The 19,620-nt window shown below is 73.9% G+C and carries 16 protein-coding genes and 1 pseudogene; 12 read left to right on the top strand and 5 right to left on the bottom strand.

Features of this window, described 5'->3' with window-relative positions; all coding sequences use genetic code 11:
* Positions 1 to 115 precede the first annotated feature (115 nt).
* From POD19_RS00445 to POD19_RS00425, 5 genes and pseudogenes are all read right to left on the bottom strand, one after another.
* Positions 116 to 1,972, bottom strand: a complete 1,857-nt coding sequence (locus POD19_RS00445; RefSeq protein ID WP_123243886.1) for an acetyl/propionyl/methylcrotonyl-CoA carboxylase subunit alpha — start codon at positions 1,970 to 1,972, stop codon at positions 116 to 118.
* Positions 1,973 to 2,136: 164 nt separating this feature from the next.
* A pseudogene (locus tag POD19_RS00440) lies at positions 2,137 to 2,831 on the bottom strand (Maf family protein).
* Positions 2,828 to 4,516: a DUF885 domain-containing protein gene (locus tag POD19_RS00435; RefSeq protein ID WP_340309231.1), complete on the bottom strand. Its 1,689-nt coding sequence runs from the start codon at positions 4,514 to 4,516 to the stop codon at positions 2,828 to 2,830. Before POD19_RS00435 ends, POD19_RS00440 begins: the two are co-directional and overlap by 4 nt.
* Positions 4,517 to 4,551: 35 nt before the next feature.
* Positions 4,552 to 4,836, bottom strand: a complete 285-nt coding sequence (locus tag POD19_RS00430) for a hypothetical protein (protein ID WP_340309230.1) — start codon at positions 4,834 to 4,836, stop codon at positions 4,552 to 4,554.
* Entirely contained in the window at positions 4,833 to 6,416 is a 1,584-nt protein-coding gene (locus POD19_RS00425; RefSeq protein ID WP_070709357.1) for an acyl-CoA carboxylase subunit beta, read from the bottom strand. Before POD19_RS00425 ends, POD19_RS00430 begins: the two co-directional genes overlap by 4 nt.
* Positions 6,417 to 6,605: 189 nt before the next feature.
* Here POD19_RS00425 and POD19_RS00420 point away from each other — a divergent pair, with 189 nt between their 5' ends.
* The 12 genes from POD19_RS00420 (at position 6,606) to POD19_RS00365 (ending at position 19,539) form a co-directional block, all read left to right on the top strand.
* Positions 6,606 to 7,442: a biotin--[acetyl-CoA-carboxylase] ligase gene (locus POD19_RS00420; RefSeq protein WP_340309229.1), complete on the top strand. Its 837-nt coding sequence runs from the start codon at positions 6,606 to 6,608 to the stop codon at positions 7,440 to 7,442.
* Between the two features lie 21 nt (positions 7,443 to 7,463).
* Entirely contained in the window at positions 7,464 to 8,000 is a 537-nt protein-coding gene (locus tag POD19_RS00415) for a PH domain-containing protein (RefSeq protein WP_340309228.1), read from the top strand.
* Complete coding sequence (locus POD19_RS00410; protein WP_340309227.1) at positions 7,997 to 9,136, top strand: adenylate/guanylate cyclase domain-containing protein; 1,140 nt, start codon at positions 7,997 to 7,999, stop codon at positions 9,134 to 9,136. The genes POD19_RS00415 and POD19_RS00410 overlap by 4 nt, the downstream gene beginning before the upstream one ends.
* 11 nt (positions 9,137 to 9,147) lie before the next feature.
* Positions 9,148 to 9,906, top strand: a complete 759-nt coding sequence (locus tag POD19_RS00405) for a PP2C family protein-serine/threonine phosphatase (RefSeq protein ID WP_020625514.1) — start codon at positions 9,148 to 9,150, stop codon at positions 9,904 to 9,906.
* Positions 9,907 to 9,946: 40 nt separating this feature from the next.
* Positions 9,947 to 12,340: an NAD-dependent DNA ligase LigA gene (gene ligA, locus POD19_RS00400; protein ID WP_340309226.1), complete on the top strand. Its 2,394-nt coding sequence runs from the start codon at positions 9,947 to 9,949 to the stop codon at positions 12,338 to 12,340.
* Positions 12,337 to 13,254 (top strand): inositol monophosphatase family protein, encoded by a 918-nt coding sequence (locus POD19_RS00395; RefSeq protein WP_340309225.1) that lies wholly within the window; start codon positions 12,337 to 12,339, stop codon positions 13,252 to 13,254. The genes ligA and POD19_RS00395 overlap by 4 nt, the downstream gene beginning before the upstream one ends.
* Complete coding sequence (locus POD19_RS00390; protein WP_070709919.1) at positions 13,251 to 13,733, top strand: hypothetical protein; 483 nt, start codon at positions 13,251 to 13,253, stop codon at positions 13,731 to 13,733. The genes POD19_RS00395 and POD19_RS00390 overlap by 4 nt, the downstream gene beginning before the upstream one ends.
* Positions 13,730 to 14,254 (top strand): GNAT family N-acetyltransferase, encoded by a 525-nt coding sequence (locus POD19_RS00385; RefSeq protein ID WP_070709921.1) that lies wholly within the window; start codon positions 13,730 to 13,732, stop codon positions 14,252 to 14,254. The genes POD19_RS00390 and POD19_RS00385 overlap by 4 nt, the downstream gene beginning before the upstream one ends.
* A 204-nt stretch (positions 14,255 to 14,458) precedes the next feature.
* Positions 14,459 to 14,755, top strand: a complete 297-nt coding sequence (gene gatC, locus POD19_RS00380) for an Asp-tRNA(Asn)/Glu-tRNA(Gln) amidotransferase subunit GatC (protein WP_002854348.1) — start codon at positions 14,459 to 14,461, stop codon at positions 14,753 to 14,755.
* A gap of 8 nt (positions 14,756 to 14,763) precedes the next feature.
* The gene (gatA, locus tag POD19_RS00375; RefSeq protein WP_186299595.1) at positions 14,764 to 16,380 is read left to right on the top strand and encodes an Asp-tRNA(Asn)/Glu-tRNA(Gln) amidotransferase subunit GatA; all 1,617 of its coding nucleotides are present in this window, start codon (positions 14,764 to 14,766) and stop codon (positions 16,378 to 16,380) included.
* Entirely contained in the window at positions 16,377 to 17,882 is a 1,506-nt protein-coding gene (gene gatB / locus POD19_RS00370) for an Asp-tRNA(Asn)/Glu-tRNA(Gln) amidotransferase subunit GatB (RefSeq protein ID WP_144819145.1), read from the top strand. The genes gatA and gatB overlap by 4 nt, the downstream gene beginning before the upstream one ends.
* A gap of 1,075 nt (positions 17,883 to 18,957) precedes the next feature.
* On the top strand, positions 18,958 to 19,539 hold the full coding sequence (locus tag POD19_RS00365) for a hypothetical protein (protein ID WP_340309224.1): 582 nt from the start codon (positions 18,958 to 18,960) through the stop codon (positions 19,537 to 19,539).
* Positions 19,540 to 19,620 lie beyond the last annotated feature (81 nt).

Raw genomic sequence — 19,620 nt, 5'->3', positions numbered from 1 at the left:
AAGATGCGTGTCAGGTTAAGCTTCGTCGCGCCGATCTGCGAGAGTCATGTCCCCGTCGTCCACCATGTGGAACCAGTCCGCGACGCCGGCGCTCCCCGCCGTCGTCGCCGGCGGCTCACTCCGCGTCGGCGATGGTGGCGATCACCGTGCCGGCCGTGACCGTCTGGCCCGGCTCGACCTCGAGACCGCTGACCACGCCCGCGCGGTGGGCCGCGAGCGGCTGCTCCATCTTCATGGCCTCCACGACCACGATCAGGTCGCCCTCGGCCACGGTCTGGCCGTTCTCGGCGGCGACCTTCACCACGGTGCCCTGCATCGGGGCGGTCAGCGCGTCCGTGCTGACGGCCGCGGCCACCGGTGCGCCGCGCTTGCCGCGGGGCCGGCGTCGTCCCGCACCGGCCCGCTGGGCGGCGCCGGAGATCGTGTGCAGGGCCTCGCCCCACGTGGGCAGGGTGACGTCCACGCGCTTGCCGTTGACCTCCACGGTCACGGTGTGGCGTGCCTCGCGGGGGGCCGGCTCGGCCGGGGTGAGGGCGCTCGGCTCGATGCGGTTCGCGAACTCCGTCTCGATCCACCGGGTGTGCACCGAGAACGGCTCCTCCGAGCCGGCGATCTCGGGGGCGAAGGCGGGGTCGCGCACCACGGCGCGGTGGAAGGGCAGCACCGAGGGCATGCCGACGATCTCGGCCTCGCGCAGGGCGCGGGCGGCGCGCTGCAGGGCCTGGCGGCGGTCCGCACCGGTGACGATCAGCTTGGCGACCATGGAGTCGAAGGCCCCGGACACGGTCTCGCCCTCCACCACGCCGGCGTCCACGCGGACGCCGGGGCCGCTGGGCATGCGGAACGTGGTGAGCCGGCCGGGGGCGGGCAGGAAGTTGCGGCCCGGGTCCTCGCCGTTGAGACGGAACTCGATCGAGTGGCCGCGGGGCTGCGGGTCCGTGTAGCCGAGGGCCTCGCCACGGGCCAGGCGGAACTGCTCGCGCACGAGGTCGATGCCGGTGATCTCCTCGGAGACCGGGTGCTCCACCTGCAGGCGCGTGTTCACCTCGAGGAAGGAGATGGTGCCGTCCTGGCCCACGAGGAACTCGCACGTGCCCGCGCCGACGTAGCCGGCCTCCTGCAGGATCGCCTTGGAGGACTCCACGAGGCGGGCGTTCTGCTCGTCCGTGAGGAACGGCGCCGGGGCCTCCTCCACGAGCTTCTGGTTGCGGCGCTGCAGCGAGCAGTCGCGGGTGGAGATCACGACGACGTCGCCGTGCACGTCCGCCAGGCACTGCGTCTCCACGTGGCGCGGCTTGTCCAGGAACCGCTCCACGAAGCACTCGCCCCGGCCGAACGCGGCCACGGCCTCACGGACCGCGGACTCGTAGAACTCGGGGATCTCCTCGCGCGTGCGGGCCACCTTGATGCCGCGGCCGCCGCCGCCGTAGGCCGCCTTGATGGCCACCGGCAGGCCGAACTCGTCCGCGAACGCGACGACCTCCTCCGTGCCGGTCACGGGGGAGGTGGTGCCCGGCGCCAGCGGGGCGCCGACCTTGGTGGCCAGCTGGCGGGCCGAGACCTTGTCGCCCAGCCGGTCGATCGCCTCGGCGGGCGGGCCGATCCACACGAGGCCGGCGTCGGCCACGGCGCGCGCGAAGTCCGCGTTCTCGGAGAGGAAGCCGTAGCCGGGGTGCACGGCGTCCGCGCCCGCGCGCTCGGCGGCGTCGAGGATCTTGCCGATCACCAGATAGGAGTCGGCGGCGGTCTCCCCGCCGAGGGCCACGGCCTCGTCCGCGAGCGTCACGTGCAGGGCGTCCCGGTCCGGCTCGGCGTAGACGGCCACGGAGGTCAGCCCCTCGTCCTGGCAGGCCCGGATGATGCGCACGGCGATCTCTCCGCGGTTGGCGATCAGCACCCGGGAGAACCGGCGCTCCGCCGCGGGGTCGACGGGCGGGACGACCGAGGCCTGCGGTGCGTCGGCGATGCTCATGGGCGATGGACTCCTCGGACGATCACGGCTGGGGGTGCGGGCGCCACGTCCGGGGTCGTGCCCCTCACCCGGTGGGGCGAAAGGCGCGGGACGGCGCCGACTCTGACCAGCACCCTACTCGTTGTGGCGGAACCCTCCGAGGCACGCGGCCCTGTCGCGCCGGATCAGCGCTGCGCGTTGGAGGGTTCCCACAACCGGGTGAAGTCCTGGCCCAGGGCCGCCGCGGCCCGCCGCAGCCACGCCACGGACAGCCCGATCACCGCGTTGGGGTCCCCGTCCACGCCGTCCACGAGGGCCGCGCCCGCGCCGTCCACCGTGAACGCGCCCGCGCAGTGCAGCGGCTCGCCCGTGGCCACGTAGGCCTGGATCTCGGCCTCGGTGACGGCGCCGAAGCGCACGACGGCGGACACCACGCCCGCCTCCGCGGCCATCCCGGACGCGGCCCCGGACTCCGGCAGCACCAGGCCCAGCCAGTGGCCCGAATGCAGCACGCCCTCCCGGCCGGCCTGGGCGCGCCAGCGCTCGACGGCGACCTCGGGCTCATACGGCTTTCCGTGGGAGCGGCCCTCGAACTCGAACACGGAGTCGCAGCCGAGCACGAGCGTGGGCGCGTCGACGCCGGCGGCCGCCACACGGGCGGCCACGTCGCGGCCCTTGGCCTCCGCCAGCAGGCCCGCCAGCTCCGCCGGCGACGGGTCGCCCGCCGCCGCGCCCACGGCCGCCTCGTCCACCCCCGAGACGACGACGCGGAACGGCACCCGCGCCCGGGTCAGGACCTCCGCTCGGCCGGGGAGGCCGAGCCGAGCACCAGCCGCAGGCCCGTGCCGGGGCCGGCCGCGCCGTCGTCGTGCGGGATCACGCGAGCGCCTCCCGCAGGGTGTCCAGGCCCATGCCGCCCAGGCGCAGGGCCCGCGTGTGGAAGGCCTTGAGGTCGAAGTCGGCGCCCTCGGCCTGCTCGTGCTCGGCGCGGATCTGCTCCCAGATGCGCTGACCCACCTTGTACGCCGGCGCCTGCCCCGGCCAGCCGAGGTAGCGCGTGAACTCGAAGCGGCGCTGGCCCTCGGAGATCCTCAGGTGCTTGGTCAGGAACGCGTAGCCCTTCTCCGGGGTCCACGCGCCGCCGCCCTCGGACTCGGGGGCGTCGAAGCCGCAGTGGTAGCCGATGTCGAACACCACGCGGGCCGCGCGCATGCGCTGCATGTCCAGCATGCCGAGGTGGTCGCCCGGGTCGTCGAGGAAGCCGAGCTCCTCCATGAGCTTCTCCGCGTACAGCGCCCAGCCCTCGCCGTGGCCGGACGTCCAGCAGAAGCTGCGGCGCCACAGGTTGAGGTTCGCCCGGTTCATCATGGCGGTGGCGATCTGCAGGTGATGGCCCGGCACGCCCTCGTGGTAGACCGTGGTGGTCTCCGCCCACGTGGTGAACTCGTCCTCGCCCGGGGGCACGGACCACCACATGCGGCCGGGCCGGGAGAAGTCGTCCGAGGGGCCGGTGTAGTAGATGCCGCCCTCCTGGGTGGGGGCGATCATGCACTCGAGCCGGTCCATCGGGGCCGGGATCTCGAAGTGCTCCTTCATGGCCTCGACCGCGTCGTCGGAGAGCCGCTGCATCCATGTGCGCAGGGCCTCGGTGCCCTTCAGGGTGCGCTCCGGGTCCGCGTCCAGGATCGCGCGCGCCTCCTCGATCGTGGCGCCCGGCCGGATGCGCTCGGCGTCCGCCTGCTGCGCGGCGATGATGCGGGCCAGCTCCTCCTGGCCCCAGCGGTAGGTCTCCTCGAGGTCGATCTCGGCGCCGAGGAAGACGCGGGAGGCCAGCCGGTAGTACTCGATCCCGACGCCGTCCGCCTCCGGGGCGTGCGGGCGCAGCTCGGCCTCGAGCGTGTCCGCGAAGTCGCGGTAGGCCTGCGCGGCGGTGTCCGCGCCGGAGCGGATGCGGGCGGCCAGGGCGCCGTCCACGACGTCGGCTGCCTCGGCCCGCTCGACCAGGCCCGGGAAGAACCCGCCCGCGGCGCCGTGGGCGCGGGCCTGCTCCACCACGATGTCCACCTGGCGCACCGCGGCCACGTGGCCGGCGTCGCGGGAGGCGAGCAGGGACTCCGTGTAACCGCGCAGGGCGGCCGGCAGGTTCTCGAGGCGGCCGGCGATGTGGCCCCACTGCTCCGCGGTGTCCGTGGGCATGAGATCGAAGACCGCGCGGATGCCCTGGGCGGGGGAGGCGATGTTGTTCAGCTCGGTGCGGCCGGTCGCGTGGATCTCCCGCTCGAGGCCGATGCGCTCCTGCATGGCCGCCTTCGTGACGCGGTCCGTCTCATCCTGCGGCTCGAGCGCGGCCAGGTCCTCGAGCAGGCGGGCGTTGAGCTCGTCGTCGGCGCGGGCGCCGGCGGGGGAGAAGTCCGTGTACTCGGTCTCCCGGCCCGGGAAGCCGAGCTCGGTGGCGGTGTCCGGATGCAGGGCGAGGAGGTCGGTCACGTAGCGCTCGGCGAGCGCGTCGATGGCGGACGGGGTGCGGGCGCCGTCGGCGGCGGCCTCGGAGGTGTGCTGGGTCATACCGGCACTCTAGGCGCTGGCGCCCGCGTCCCGGCTCACTGCGGGCCCGCGCCCTGACGCCACTGACCGCGGCCGGGCCGGGCCCACAGGCCCAGGTCGCCGCGACGGCGGAGCGTGCGGTCCAGGGGACGGGGGTCGGCGGCCGCGGCGGCGAGCCGGGCGGCTTCGGCCCGGGCCGCGGCGGCCGCCTCGAGGACGGCGGCCAGCGCCGCCATCTCCTCCGGCTCCAGCTCCGGGCCGTTGAGCTGCAGCGGGTCGGCCGGCGCCGGCGTGGCCGCGGCGTTCTCGTCCGGGGCGCCCGGACCCAGCGGGGCGCTCACAGCGGCATGTTCCCGTGCTTCTTGGCGGGGCGGGCCTCGCGCTTGTGCAGGGTGGCGCGCAGGGCGCGGATGAGCTGGCCGCGGGTGGCATGCGGGGGCACCACGGCGTCCACGTAGCCCAGCTCGGCGGCCTGGTACGGGTTGAGCAGTTCGGCCTCGTAGTCGGCCACGATCTCGGCCCGGCGCGCGTCGACGTCGCCGCCCGCCTCCGCCGTCGCCTTCAGGTCGCGCCGGTACAGGATGTTCACGGCGCCCTGGGCGCCCATCACGCCGATCTGTGCGCTCGGCCAGGCCAGGTTCAGGTCGGCGCCGAGCTTCTTGGAGCCCATCACGATGTACGCGCCGCCGAAGGCCTTGCGCGTGATCACGGTCAGCTTCGGCACGGTGGCCTCGGCGTAGGCGTAGATCAGCTTGGCGCCGCGGCGGATGATGCCGTTGAACTCCTGGTCCGTGCCGGGCAGGAACCCGGGCACGTCCACGAGGGTGATGATCGGGATGTTGAACGCGTCGCAGAAGCGCACGAACCGCGCGGCCTTCTCCGAGGCGGCGATGTCCAGGGTGCCGGCGAACTGCAGCGGCTGGTTCGCGACGACGCCCACGCTCATGCCGTCCAGGCGGGCCAGGCCGGTGATCACGTTGGGCGCGTACAGCTCCTGCAGCTGCAGCAGGTGGCCCTCGTCCACGATCGAGGCGATGACCTCGAGCATGTCGTAGGGCTGGTTGGCGGAGTCCGGGATGATCTCGTCCAGGGCGAGGTCCTCGTCCGTGGGCTCCGGGTCCGCGGCCTCGAAGGTCGGGGCCTCCGCGAGGTTGTTGGAGGGCAGCAGCTCGAGCAGCTCCTGCACGTAGGCGATCGCGTCCTCCTCCGAGGAGGCCATGTAGTGGGCGGTGCCGGAGGTGGCGTTGTGCGAGCGGGCGCCGCCGAGGGTCTCCATGTCCACGTCCTCGCCCGTGACGGTCTTGATCACGTCCGGGCCGGTGATGAACATGTGCGAGGTCTGGTCCACCATCACCACGACGTCCGTCAGGGCCGGCGAATAGGCGGCGCCGCCGGCGGAGGGGCCCATGATCAGCGAGATCTGCGGGATCATGCCCGAGGCCAGGACGTTGTTCCGGAAGATGTCCGCGAACTGGGCGAGGGAGGCCACGCCCTCCTGGATGCGCGCGCCGCCGCCGTCGAGGATGCCGATCACGGGGCAGCCGTTGCGCGCGGCGAACTCCTGGACCTTCACGATCTTCTGCCCGTTGCGCTCGGACAGCGAGCCGCCGAACACGGTGAAGTCCTGCGAGTAGACGGCCACCTGGCGCCCGTCCACGGTGCCGAAGCCGGACACCAGGCCGTCGCCGGCCGGATGCTTGGCGTCCATGCCGAACGCGGTGGTGCGGTGCACGGCCAGCGCGTCCAGCTCCACGAAGGAGCCCTCGTCCAGGAGGAGGTCGATCCGCTCGCGCGCGGTGTGCTTGCCGCGAGCGTGCTGGCGCTCGACGGCGTCCGGGCCGCCGGGCGCGGCCGTCGCCTCGAGCCGCCGATGCAGGTCGGCCAGCCGGCCGGCCGTGGTGGTCAGATCGGGATCGGTCACACGTCCTCCTTGTGGTGGTCCGCCAGATGCGGAGGCTCAGTCGGCCAGTGTACGGGCCACCGCGGACGCCCTCGGTTGGAGGAAGCCCACAAACGGCGAGGACGTCGGCCCGGACCGCCCGTCCGCGCGCCCCGGCGGCGGATCGGCCCGCCCAGCCCGCCCCCGGGAACGCCGTGTATATCTAGGGGCATGCACCCCGACGACGCCCCCACACCCGACCTGACCTGGCTGGACTCCGCCGGATCCACGCAGGATGAGCTCCTCGCACGGTTGGACCGCGAGGGGCACCGGCACGGTGCGGCCGTGGCCACCGCGGACCAGCGGGCCGGCCGGGGTCGGCACTCCCGCGTGTGGAGCGCCGCGCCGGGGGCGGCGCTCGCCCTGTCCGTGTACCTGCGTCCCGAGTCCGGCGGGGTGCCGGTCTCTCCGGCCCACCTGAGCTGGCTCTCGCTCGTCGCCTCCGCCACGGTCGCCGAGCGCCTCGCGGCCCGGGGCGTCCCGACGCACGTGAAGTGGCCGAACGACGTGCTCGCCACGGACGGGCGCAAGCTGTGCGGCGTGCTGGCCACGGTGGCGCTGTCCTCGGACGGCAAGGGGCCCGGCGTCGTCGTCGGGATGGGCGTGAACCTGGACCACCGCGGGGCCGCCCCGGTGGACACCGCCACGGACCTGGCGGAGTGGATCGGTGCGGAGGCCGTGCCCGCGCCGCGGGACCTCGCGGTCGAGCTGCGCGACGCCGTCGTGACGGCCGTGGACCGCTTCGCCGCGGGCGTGGCGGGGCAGACGGCGGCCGTGGACGGGCGTCACCCCGCCGTGGCGGCCGTGGCGGACCGCCTCTCCACCCTGGGACGCGCGGTGCGCGCCGAGCTGCCCGGCGGCGGCGTGCTGGAAGGCACGGCCGTGGGCCTCGGCCCCGGCGGCACCCTGCGGGTGAGGCACATCACGCCGGACCGTGGCACAATCGAGACCGAGGTCAGTGCGGGGGACGTGGCCCACCTGCGTGGAGACGTCCATCGCGGCGCATGACACACCCGTCCCGGTCAGGAGGTGACCGCCGTGCGACTCGAGCCCGGTGAGCAGGTGATGGTGCGCACCCGCACCCACCCGCGCGCGCTGCTGCGCCCCGCCGCGGTCCTCGTGGCCGTCGCCTTCCTGCTCGGCCTGGCCGTCGGCGTGCTCGCCCGCCCCGACCTGCCCGGGATCGTCGCCGCGAACCGCGCCGTGCTCGAGGCGGCCGCGTGGGTGGTCGCGGCGCTCGTCCTGCTCCCCGGCACCTTCCGCCCGCTGTGGCGCTGGGTCTTCCGGCGCACCGTGGTCACCGACCGCCGCATCCTCCAGCGCGCCGGCGTCGGCGGCTCCGGGGCCGCCATGCCGCTCGTGTCCATCGCCGACGTGCAGCGGCGCCGCCGCGGCTCGGGCGCCGGAGACCTGCACATCCTCTTCCAGGAGCCCGCCCGCCAGGTCCACTGGCGGCTGCGTGACGTCCCCGAGGCCGCGCGCTTCGAGAAGGCCCTGGCCCACCTGACCCGCCAGGCCCGCGCCGCGACCTGGCCCGCCCCCGTCCCGACAGGAGACCTCCGATGAGCCGTCCGGAGACACCGGACACCGCACCGCTACCGATCGTCCCGCCGGCCGAGGACGAGACCGCCCGCGACGCCGAGGAGCGGTCCGCCCAGCCCGCCGGCTGGACGAGCGCGATGCGCACGCTCGACGCCGGCCTGGTGGTGGGCCCGCGCGCCTACACCTCTCGGGAGGTGGCGCAGCGCCTCGGCGTCTCGATGGCCTCCGCCCGGAAGATCTGGCGTGCGCTGGGCTATCCGGCCTCGCCGGAGGGGCACAAGGCCTTCACCGAGGCGGACATCGAGGCGTTCGAGTCCGTGCTCACGCTCGTACGCTCGGGGACGCTGAACGAGGACACCGCCATCTCGCTGGCCCGCTCGATCGGGCAGATGACGGACCGCATGGTGGTGTGGCAGATCGAGGCGCTCGTGGAGGACAAGATCGCCTCCGAGGACCTGACGGACCCGGAGGCACGGCGGGCCGTCGTCGACATGCTCCCGGACATGGTCGGACCGCTCGAGAAGGCCATGCGGATCGTCTATCGGCGCCAGCTCAACCGCGCCGTCCAGCGCCTGACCGTGCGCGTGGAGGCCGGGCTGGCGGCCAGCGCCCAGGGCCGCGACGGCTCCGAGTCGGATGCGCCGCTGCCGCTGGCCCGCGCCGTCGGCTTCGCGGACATGGTCTCCTACACGACGCTCTCCCGGACCATGGACGACCGGACGCTGGCCCGCATGGTGCTGCGCTTCGAGTCCCTCGCCGCGGAGACCATCTCGGCCGGCGGCGGCTGGCTCGTGAAGACCATCGGCGACGAGGTCATGTTCAACGCCGAGACCCCCGAGGCCGGCGCCGCGATCGCGCTCTCCCTGGCCGAGACCATCGCCGCGGACGAGGAGCTGCCCTCGGCGCGCGTCGCCCTGACATGGGGACGGGTGCTCTCCCGCATGGGGGACATCTACGGGCCCACCGTGAACCTCGCCGCGCGGCTGACGTCCCTGGCCGATCCGGGTACCGTGCTCGTGGACGCCATGACCGCTGCGGCCCTGTCCCGGGACGAGCGCTTCGTGCTCGTCCCGCAGCCGCCCAGGATCGTCCGCGGGTTCGGAGAGGTCCGCCCCTCCCTGCTCTTGGACGGGTCGGCCCAGACCCTGCTCGCCGACTGATCGAGGACCCCGTGGACCCCCGCCCCGAGACCCCGTCCGCGCCGCGGCCCCAGGCCGCGGGCGCCACCCACGTGGGCGCCGTCCGCGACCTGAACGAGGACGCGTGGACCCTCGTCGGGGAGCCGCTGGTGCTCGCCGCCGTGGCCGACGGCATGGGCGGGCACGAGGCCGGCGAGGTGGCCTCGGCCGCCGCGATCGAGACCCTGCGCCGCCGCGCCCCCGAGGTGCTCGCCCCGGGAACGGCCCACACGCCCCAGGAGCTCGGCCACCTGATCCACGAGGCGGACGCCGCCGTCGTCGAGGCCGGGCTGGGGCGCTCCGGCACCACCCTCACCGTCCTGGCCTGCCTGGACACGGAGCGCGGCCGCTGGGCCGTGGCGAACGTCGGCGACTCCCGGGTGTACCTGCGGCCCGTCGGCTCGCCGGTGCTCCAGCAGCTCACGGTGGACCACTCGGCGGTCCAGATGCTCGTCGACGCGGGGGAGCTCACCCCCGCCGAAGCCCGCGTCCACCCGCGCCGCAACGTCATCACCCGCGCGCTCGGCTCGCGCGAGGCGCTCACGGTGGACGTGGCCGAGGTCCCCCTCGCCTCCGGGGACCTCGTCCTGCTGTGCAGCGACGGCCTGACCGGCGAGCTGCTGGACGAGGAGATCCGCGCGCTGATCGACGACGCCGACACCCTCGAGGACGCCCTCGAGAAGCTCATCGGCGCCGCCCTGTGGCGCGGCGGCCGGGACAACATCACGGCGGTGCTCGTGCGCATCCCCTGACCCGGGTGCGCCGTCCGGGACGCCGACTACGCTGGGCCGGGTGAGCACCCCCAAGGAATCCGCCGCCCAGCCCGATCCGCAGGACATCCCCGCCGCGGACCTGCGGGAGGAGTACGAGGACCTCGTGGAGCGGGTCCGCGCCGCCCGGACCGCCTACTACCAGCGGGACGCCCCGGAGATCTCGGACGCCGAGTACGACGCGCTGTACCGCCGCCTCGAGGACCTCGAGGCCCTGCACCCCGAGCTCGTGGCCAACGACTCGCCCACCCAGGAGGTCGGCGGCGAGGTCTCGGAGGCGTTCGCCCCCGTCCGGCACGGGGCCCGCATGTACTCGCTCGAGGACCTGTTCTCCATCGAGGAGCTCGAGGTCTGGTTCCGCCGCGCGGCGCAGGCCCTGACGCAGGTGCGACCGGGCGTGGCGCCCCGCTGGCTCGTGGAGGTGAAGATCGACGGGCTCGCCGTCGCCCTGCGCTACCGGGACGGGCGGCTCGTGCAGGCCGCCACCCGCGGCGACGGCGTCACGGGCGAGGACGTCACCGCCAACGTGCGCACCATCGGGGACATCCCGCACGAGCTCTCCGGCGAGGGCTGGCCCGCCGAGTTCGAGGTGCGCGGCGAGGTGTTCATGTCCTCCGCCGCCTTCGCCGAGCTCAACGCGCGCCGCGCGGAGGAGGGTCAGACGCCGTTCGCGAACCCGCGCAACGCCGCCGCCGGCGCCCTGCGTCAGAAGGACCCGGCCGTCACCGCGCAGCGCCCGCTGGCCATGTTCGTGCACGGCATCGGCTCGGTCGAGGCGTTCGGGCTGGAGTCCCAGCACGAGGTGTACGACGCGCTCGCGGGCTGGGGCCTGCCCGTGAGCCCCTACACCCGGCTGGTGGAGGGCGCGGACGAGGAGGCGTTGGCCGCCGTCGTCGCGGTGATCGAGGAGTACGGCCGGCGCCGGCACGAGCTGATCCACGAGATCGACGGCATCGTGCTGAAGGCGGACGCGTTCGCGGACCAGCGCTACCTCGGCCACACCTCCCGCGTGCCCCGCTGGGCCGCGGCGTACAAGTACCCGCCGGAGGAGGTGCACACGCTGCTGCGGGACATCGCGGTCTCGGTGGGCCGCACCGGGCGGGTGACCCCGTTCGCGGTGATGGAGCCGGTCACCGTGGCCGGGTCCACCGTCTCCCTGGCCACCCTGCACAACCAGGACGTGGTCAAGGCCAAGGGCGTGCTGATCGGGGACACCGTGGTGGTGCGCAAGGCCGGGGACGTGATCCCCGAGGTCGTGGGCCCCGTGCTGCCGCTGCGCGAGAAGGCGATCGAGGCGGGCCGGGAGCTGCGCGAGTTCGTCATGCCCGCGCACTGCCCCTCGTGCGGCACGCCGCTGGCCCCGGCCAAGGAGGGGGACGTGGACCTGCGCTGTCCCAACGCCCGCTCCTGCCCGGCCCAGCTGGCCGGCCGCGTCGAGCACCTGGCCAGCCGCGGCGCGTTCGACGTGGAGGCGCTCGGCGAGGAGGCCGCCCGCTGGCTCGTCCAGGGCCCCGGCGAGGACCCGGCCGAGCACGAGGGTCACGTGCGGCCCGAGGGCCCGGGCCCCATCACGGCGGAGGCGGAGATCTTCGACCTCGCCTCCGGCACGCCGGAGGAGATCACGGGCCCGCGCGGCGAGGACGGGCTGACCGACCTGCAGCGCTCCCTCGGCGCGGTGCGCGTGTGGCGCGAGGGCCGCACGAAGGTGGACGGCCGCATGGTGCCCTCGGGCGTGTTCACGCTCAAGCCGTACTTCTTCACCGCCGGCACCGCCAAGAAGCCGTCCGCGCCCACGGCCAATACGCTGCGCCTGTTCGACGAGCTCGAGAAGGCCAAGTCCCAGCCGCTGTGGCGCACCCTCGTGGCGCTGTCCATCCGGCACGTGGGCCCGACGGCGGCCCGCTCGCTGGCCACGGCGTTCGGCTCGATGGCGGCGCTGCGCGCGGCGGCCGAGGCCGGCGACCGGGACCGGCTGGCCGAGATCGACGGCGTCGGCCCGATCATCGCGGACGCGCTCATCGAGTGGTTCGCCGAGGACTGGCACCGGGAGATCGTGGACCGGTGGGCCGCGGCGGGCGTGGTCATGGAGGACGAGCAGGACGAGTCCACCCCGCGCACGCTCGAGGGCCTGACCGTGGTGGTCACCGGCTCGCTCGAGGGCTTCTCCCGCGACTCCGCGAAGGAGGCGATCCTCGTGCGCGGCGGCAAGGCCTCCGGGTCCGTGTCCAAGAAGACCGACTTCCTGGTGGCCGGCGACGCCGCCGGCTCCAAACTGGACAAGGCGCAGTCCCTCGGTGTGCCCGTGCTGGACGAGGCCGGGTTCACGGCGCTGCTGGCCGGCGGCCCGGACGCGGTGCGCCCGGCGGACACGGACGATGCCACCGACGGCGCCGCGGACGGGCAGGCCCCGGCATGAGCACGCGCACCACGGTCCCGGGCCTGCTCGTGGTCGCCAAGGCCGCCGCGCGCGCCGGCGCGGACGTCCTGGCCCGGCGCTGGACCGGTCACCACCCGGCCGTCCCGCTCGGCATCGAGGAGATCGGCGCGGAGACGAAGTCCTCCGGCTCCGACTGGGTCACCGATTACGACCGCCGCGCCGAACAGGCCGTCCGGCAGGTCATCGCCGGCTACCGCCCCTCGGACGAGATCACCGGCGAGGAGTACGGCGCCACCCTCCCGGCCGAGCCGTCCGGGTACCGCTGGTCCATCGACCCGCTGGACGGCACCACCAACTTCGTGCGCGGGCTGCCGCAGTTCTGCACCTCGGTGGCCGTCACCGGCCCGGTGGACGCCGAGACCGCCGACCTGCTGGGGGTGGCCGAGGGCACCGAACGCTGGCTGGCCGGCGTCGTGGCGGCACCCGCGCTGGGGCGCACCTGGTTCGCGAGCGCGGGCCGGGGCGCCTTCAGCACCGCGGACGCGACGACGGCGGGCGTGGACGTGCCCGACCGGGACGCCGTCCCCGTGCGGCTCACCGGTCCCGTGCCGGGCCGCTCGGGGCGGCTGCTCGCCACCGGCTTCGGCTACGACCCCGCTCGCCGGGCCCTGCAGGTGCGCGCGCTCGCGGCCCTGCTGCCCGCGTTCGGGGACGTGCGGCGGATCGGCTCGGCGGCGCTGGACCTGTGCATGGTCGCCGACGGCACCCTGGACGCGTACGCCGAGTTCGGCACGCAGGAGTACGACTGGGCCGCCGGCGCGTTGGTGGCGGAGGAGGCCGGCGTCGCGGTGACGCGGCCCGCCTCGGCGGACGGCACGGCACATCCCGACTGGATGGTGGCCGGCGACGTGGACGCGGCCGCCCTGGCCGCCGTGACGGGGGAGAGGGCATGAGGCGGATCGTCGGAGACCCGTGGTTCTACCCGGTCCTGTTCGTGGCCGGCGGACTGACGTTCATGATCGCGGGGACGCGCCTGCAGCAGGTCGGCATGATCGTGGCCGGGCTCGTCCTGGCCGGCTACGCGGTCACGTACCGGTGGGCGGTCCGGGTCCGCTCGCGGCCGTTCGCCGGCGCGCAGGCGCACGTCGAGCGCGGCGGCGTCGTCGTGTTCTGGCGGCCGGGCTGTTCGTTCACGAGGCGGCTGGTCACGGAACTGACGGCGCAGGAGCGGGAGCGCGCCTACTGGGTGAACATCTGGCAGGAGCCGGCGGCCGCGACGTTCCTCGAAGGGCTGCACGAGGCGCGCGACGGCCACCCCCACCAGGCCGTGCCCACCGCCTGGCTGCGCCGGCGCGACTACGTCGTGGCCACGGACGCGACCCGCGCCCGCCTGAAGGACACGCTGCGCCAGCACGCCGGAGGCGACGCATGAGCGCCCTCGTCCGCCCGCTGCGCCCCGAGGACCACGAGGCGGTCGCCGAGCTCACCCTGGCGTCCTATGTCGACGGCGGCCACATCGCCCCCGACGACGCCTACGTGAAGACCCTCATGGACGTGGCCGACCGGGCCGGCCGCGCGGAGGTGCTCGTGGCCGAGGTCGACGGCGAGGTGGCCGGGTCAGTGGTGCTCACCCCGCCCGGCTCGCCCCTGGCCGAGACCTCCGGCGACGGGGAGTACGAGTTCCGCATGCTCGCCGTGCACCCGCGGTTCCACCGCCGCGGGGTGGGCGGCGCCCTGCTGGCCGAGATCGTGGCGCGGGCCCGCGCCGAGAAGGGCGTGGACGCCGTCGTGCTGACCACCATGCCCTCCATGACCGACGCCCACCGGATGTACGAGCGCGCCGGCTTCGTGCGCGTCCCGGAGCGGGACTGGTTCCTCGCGGACGTGGTGCCGGACCTCGACCCGGCCGACGAGACCGGCCCGTTCCTCGTCTACCGGCTCGCGCTGGACTGACCCCGGGCGGGACATCGGCACCGGGACCCCATTCGGGGCGGGAAATCCCTGTCATGCGGGCCCGGAGCGCCGCGGTGGGGTGGATCTCCCGCCTCGAAGCGGTGGCGGCGGCCGGGCAGGCCCCGGCACTAGACTCGATTCCGATGTGGCCGCCGCCGCGCCGGCGTCGTCCACCCCGCCCCGACCCGTCACACGAGGAGATCCATGCCTGAGATCACCCGGGATCAGGTGGAGCATCTGGCTCGCCTGGCCCACATCCGGATGACCGACGAGGAGCTGGACACGATGTCCGGCGACCTGGAGAAGATCCTGGAGCACGTCTCCGCGGTCCAGGCCGCCGCGGGCGACGACGTGACGCCGACGTCCCACCCCATCGCGTTGGAGAACGTGTTCCGCGAGGACGTGCCGGCCGGCATGCTCACGCAGGAGGAGGCCCTCGACCAGGCGCCGGACTCCGAGGACGGCCAGTTCAAGGTCCCCGCCATCCTGGACGGAGAGTGATCACCCCCATGACCGAGACGTTCGACGTGAACGCGACCCTCGGCGCCGACGAGCTCGTCCGGCTCACCGCGCTGCAGATGGCCGAGCGCCTGCGCGCCGGCACCACCACCTCCGTGGAGCTCGTCCAGGCCCACCTGGACCGCATCGCGGCCCACGACGGCGACGTGCGCGCCGACGCCGACGGCGACCGCGGCGTGCGCGCCTACCTCCACGTGAACACGGACGAGGCCCTCGCCGTCGCCGCCGAGGTGGACGCGATCCGCGCCGCCGGCGGCCCCGAGGCCGACGCCCTGCACCCGCTGGCCGGCGTGCCCGTGGCCGTGAAGGACAACATCGTCACCCGCGGCCAGCCGACCACGGCCGCCTCCCGCATGCTCGAGGGCTGGCTCAGCCCGTACGACGCCACGGTGGTGGCCCGCCTCCGCGAGGCCCGCCTGCCGATCCTCGGCAAGACCAACCTCGACGAGTTCGCCATGGGCGGCTCCACCGAGCACTCTGCGTTCGGCATCACCCGCAACCCGTGGGACGGGGACCGCGTGCCCGGCGGCTCGGGCGGCGGGTCGGCGGCCGCCGTCGCCGCCTTCCTGGCGCCGTTCGCCCTCGGCTCGGACACGGGCGGCTCCGTGCGCGAGCCCGCCGCGTTCACCGGCACGGTCGGCGTGAAGCCCACCTACGGCGCGGTCTCCCGCTACGGCCTGATCGCGATGGCCTCCTCGCTGGACCAGATCGGCCCCGCCGCCCGCACCGTGGCCGACGCCGCGGCGCTGCAGCAGGTCATCGGCGGCCACGACCCGCAGGACTCCACGTCCCTGGCCGACGCGCCGGCGGACCTGACCGCCGCGGCCCGCGGCCGCGACCTGGCGGGGCTGCGCGTCGGCGTCGTGACGGACCTGCCGGCGGACGCGTTCCACCCGGGCATCCGGGCCGGCTTCGACGAGCACGTCGCCGCCCTGCGGGAGGCCGGCGCGGAGATCGTGGAGGTCTCCTGCCCGAGCTTCGACGCCGCCCTCGGCGCGTACTACCTGATCATGCCCTCGGAGGCCTCCTCCAACCTGGCCCGCTTCGACGGCGTCCGCTACGGCCACCGCGTGGTGCCCGACGGCGGCGGCACCATCGAGCAGGTCATGGGCGCCACCCGCGCCGCCGGCTTCGGCGCCGAGGTCAAGCGCCGCATCATCCTGGGCACCTACGCGCTGTCCGCCGGCTACTACGACGCCTACTACGGCTCCGCGCAGAAGGTCCGCACGCTCGTGCAGGAGGACTTCGCCCGCGCCTTCGAGCAGGTGGACGTCATCCTCACGCCCACCGCGCCGACCCCGGCGTTCGAGCTGGGCGCCAAGACGGACGACCCGATGACCATGTACGTCAACGACCTGGCCACCATCCCGGCCAACCTCGCCGGCATCCCGGGCATGTCCGTGCCGGGCGGCGTCGTCGACGGGCTGCCCTACGGCCTGCAGCTGATGGCGCCGGCGCGCGAGGACGCCCGCCTGTACGAGGCCGGCGCCGCGCTCGAACGCCTCGTGGCCCAGCGCCGGGGCGGGCCGGTGTGGGCCGAGGCCCCCGAGCTGGAGAAGGGCGCGCAGCGCGCCACCACCGCGACCACGGCAGGAGGCCGGGCATGAGCCACGCAGAGCAGACCATGGACTTCGCGGAGGCGATGGAGCGCTTCGACCCCGTGCTGGGCTTCGAGGTGCACGTGGAGCTGAACACCGCCACGAAGATCTTCTCCTCGGCGCCCAACGCGTTCGGCGACGAGCCGAACACCAACGTGACCCCGCTCGACCTCGGCCTGCCCGGCACCCTGCCGGTGCTCAACCGCGAGGTCGTGGAGTACGCGATCCGCCTGGGCGTGGCCCTGGACGCGCAGGTCGCCGAGACCTGCCGGTTCGCGCGGAAGAACTACTTCTACCCGGACACGCCGAAGAACTTCCAGACCTCCCAGTACGACGAGCCGATCGTCTTCGACGGCCACCTGGACGTCGAGCTGGAGGACGGCGAGGTCTTCCGCGTGGAGATCGAGCGCGCGCACCTCGAGGACGACGCCGGCAAGCTCACCCACGTGGGCGGCTCCGGGCGGATCCAGGGCGCCTCGGCGTCCCTCGTCGACTACAACCGTGCGGGCGTGCCGCTCATCGAGATCGTCACCAAGCCGATCGTCGGCGCCGGCGCGCGAGCCCCCGAGCTGGCCCGCGCCTACGTCACCGCGATCCGGGACATCGTGCAGGCCATCGACATCTCCGACGCGCGGATGGAGCGCGGCAACGTCCGCTGCGACGCGAACGTCTCGCTGATGCCCAAGGGCGCCACCGAGTTCGGCACCCGCACCGAGACGAAGAACGTGAACTCCACGCGCGCCGTGCAGCACGCGGTCACCCACGAGATCCAGCGCCAGGCCGCGGTGCTGGCCGCGGGCGGCACCGTGACGCAGGAGACCCGCCACTGGCACGAGGACACCCGCAGCACCACCTCGGGCCGCCCGAAGTCGGACGCGGACGACTACCGGTACTTCCCCGAGCCGGACCTCGTGCCCGTGCACGTGGACGCCGCGTGGGTCGAGCGCGTGCGCGCGGCCATGCCCGAGCTGCCGGCCGTGCGGAACAAGCGGCTCAAGGCCGAGTGGGGCTTCTCGGACGAGGAGTTCCGCGACGTCGTCAACGCCGGCGTCCTGGACGAGATCGTCGCGACCGTGGAGGCCGGCGCCTCCGCGGCGGCCGCCCGCAAGTGGTGGATGGGCGAGATCGCCCGCCTGGCGAACGTCCGCGAGGTCGCCGTCGCCGAGCTGGGGATCACCCCGGCGCACGTGGTGGAGGTCGAGGAGCTGATCGCCGCGAAGACGATCAACGACAAGATCGCCAAGCAGGTGCTCGGTCTGGTGGCCGACGGCGAGGGCGCCCCGAAGGAGGTCGTCGCGGCGAAGGGCCTGGCCGTGGTGTCCGACGACGGCGCGCTCACCGAGGCCGTCGACGCCGCGATCGCGGAGAACCCGGACGTCGTCGCCAAGATCCAGGGCGGCAAGCTGCAGGCGGTCGGCGCGCTGATCGGCCCGGTCATGAAGGCGACGCGCGGCCAAGCCGACGCCGGCCGGGTGCGGGAGATCGTGCTGGAGCGGGTCGGGGTGGGCTGAGCAGCCGACCGATGGGCTCACGCGCGGCGCGCGACGGGCGGTCGCCACTTGATCGCCCAGGAGGATGTGAGACCCCTGGTGTCCGGCGACCGTGTAGTAGATGATGGCCACACTTCTGACAGGTCGTCCTCTCCCGGCCCCCTGACGGCACAGGGTGGGCGGCGCGCCTCCGAAGTGTAGCTTCCATCCGAGAGAAGGGGTCCCTCCCATGACATGTCGACGCACTCTGCTGGGAGCCGGCCTCGGCGCCGTCGGCGCCGCGCTGATCGCCCCCGCCGCCTCGGCGGCCACCGGCTCCACCACGTACCGCCAGCTCGTGATCACCCGGGTCACCTACGACTACTACCGCCGCGAGTACGTGGGCACCGGCATGTACGGCGGCGAGCCCGTGCGAGTCCGTTACACCTACTCGTACCGCCTGTACCGTGGATCGCACTGGTGGAGTCCACGACCCACCAGCAGTGTGAGGACGAGCGGATCGAGTCGGCCTCCCAGTGGACCTGCCTCAACGGGTGCTGGTACCCGGTGTACATCGTGTCGTGCCTCTCGCGCGAAGAGGGTGGTAGCGGCTCCGCAGTGGGGCCGTGACCGTACCGGCATGACGGGAACAGGCAACGGGGCGGGGCGTCGAATCCGACGGTCCGCCCCGTTCTGCTGTGCGAACGCTGCGAGGGGCCGCAGTGCTCCCCCTCCCCGCCATCGGAACGTCATGTGCGGTGATTACTTGAGGTAAAGTTTGAGGTGGCAAAACTGAGATCCGGAACAAAGTGGACCCGAGGGTGCGACACACGCCTCTGCCGCCACCTCGACTCTCACCTCTGCCGTCACCTCGACTCTCACCTCTGCCGTCACCTCGACTCTCACCCCAGGAGCACCCTCATGACCCAGTTGACTCGTCGTCGCGTCGCGCAGGGGCTGGCGTGGACCGCCCCGGCCATCGCCGCCGCCGCTGCCGCCCCCCGCCTTCGCCGTCAGCCCCTCGCAGACGCTGGCCTATCGATTCCGTGGGTCGATCTACACCTCCCTGGTCAACAACGGCGTCGGCTGCAGGAACACCACGTACGGTCGCTCCGGGTTGCGGCTCTCCAGCCTCTCGCTGTCCAACCAGGTGCCCATCGGGACCTCGCCCCTGGGGTTCTCCATCGTGGAGATGCCACGCACCGACGGATCCGGCCTCTCGCCGCGGACCACGGCCACACTGGCCAACCCCGTGCAGCTCGTAGTCGCGTACCCCAGTGGGATGGTCGCGAACGTTGCGCAGCCGTTCACCTTCACCAACGGCACCGGTGCCAACTGGAGCGCGCCGACCCGCCGCACGGCCACTCTGACGAGCCCCGACGGCATCACGCAGACCTACGACGTGTTCACGTTCACCTGGCTCGGCAACCGCTCTCAGTCCACGACACAGGATCGGACCGCCTCAGGAACCCGTCCCACCAGCTGGGCGGGCACCGCCCTCACCGGCAGCTGGGCGGTCAACACGAGCTACTGCGCTGTGGATACCGCCTACTACCTCTCCAACTACTACTCCGGGGGCACCGCCGCGGCCCTCGGCCGCACCGCCGGCAGCTACGGCACCTTCACCACGGCCAACGGGTACACCGGTCTGGTGGTCTCCAACTCCCCGTCCACCGGCGGATGGATCGCGATCAACTGAGCCCGGCGGCGCCCGTCGCTCCGGACTTCGTCGGATCGCCGTGTCCCCGGAGGCTGCAGGACACCCTGGTGGTCGGGCCGT

The organism is Micrococcus sp. GPGPB33 (assembly GCF_037853785.1).
Classification (GTDB): Bacteria; Actinomycetota; Actinomycetes; order Actinomycetales; family Micrococcaceae; genus Micrococcus; species Micrococcus luteus.
Note: the sequence above shows the minus strand (reverse complement) of the source record. Positions and strands in the feature narration are given on the sequence as shown.

Bases quoted from the DNA above. Each gene is read 5' to 3' on its own strand.
- gatB (WP_144819145.1), top strand. From the start codon at position 16,377: ATGAGCCACGCAGAGCAGACCATGGACTTCGCGGAGGCGATGGAGCGC.
- POD19_RS00385 (WP_070709921.1), top strand. From the start codon at position 13,730: ATGAGCGCCCTCGTCCGCCCGCTGCGCCCCGAGGACCACGAGGCGGTC.
- POD19_RS00435 (WP_340309231.1), bottom strand. From the start codon at position 4,516: ATGACCCAGCACACCTCCGAGGCCGCCGCCGACGGCGCCCGCACCCCG.
- POD19_RS00390 (WP_070709919.1), top strand. From the start codon at position 13,251: ATGAGGCGGATCGTCGGAGACCCGTGGTTCTACCCGGTCCTGTTCGTG.
- POD19_RS00445 (WP_123243886.1), bottom strand. From the start codon at position 1,972: ATGAGCATCGCCGACGCACCGCAGGCCTCGGTCGTCCCGCCCGTCGAC.
- gatA (WP_186299595.1), top strand. From the start codon at position 14,764: ATGACCGAGACGTTCGACGTGAACGCGACCCTCGGCGCCGACGAGCTC.
- POD19_RS00420 (WP_340309229.1), top strand. From the start codon at position 6,606: ATGCACCCCGACGACGCCCCCACACCCGACCTGACCTGGCTGGACTCC.
- gatC (WP_002854348.1), top strand. From the start codon at position 14,459: ATGCCTGAGATCACCCGGGATCAGGTGGAGCATCTGGCTCGCCTGGCC.
- POD19_RS00395 (WP_340309225.1), top strand. From the start codon at position 12,337: ATGAGCACGCGCACCACGGTCCCGGGCCTGCTCGTGGTCGCCAAGGCC.
- POD19_RS00410 (WP_340309227.1), top strand. From the start codon at position 7,997: ATGAGCCGTCCGGAGACACCGGACACCGCACCGCTACCGATCGTCCCG.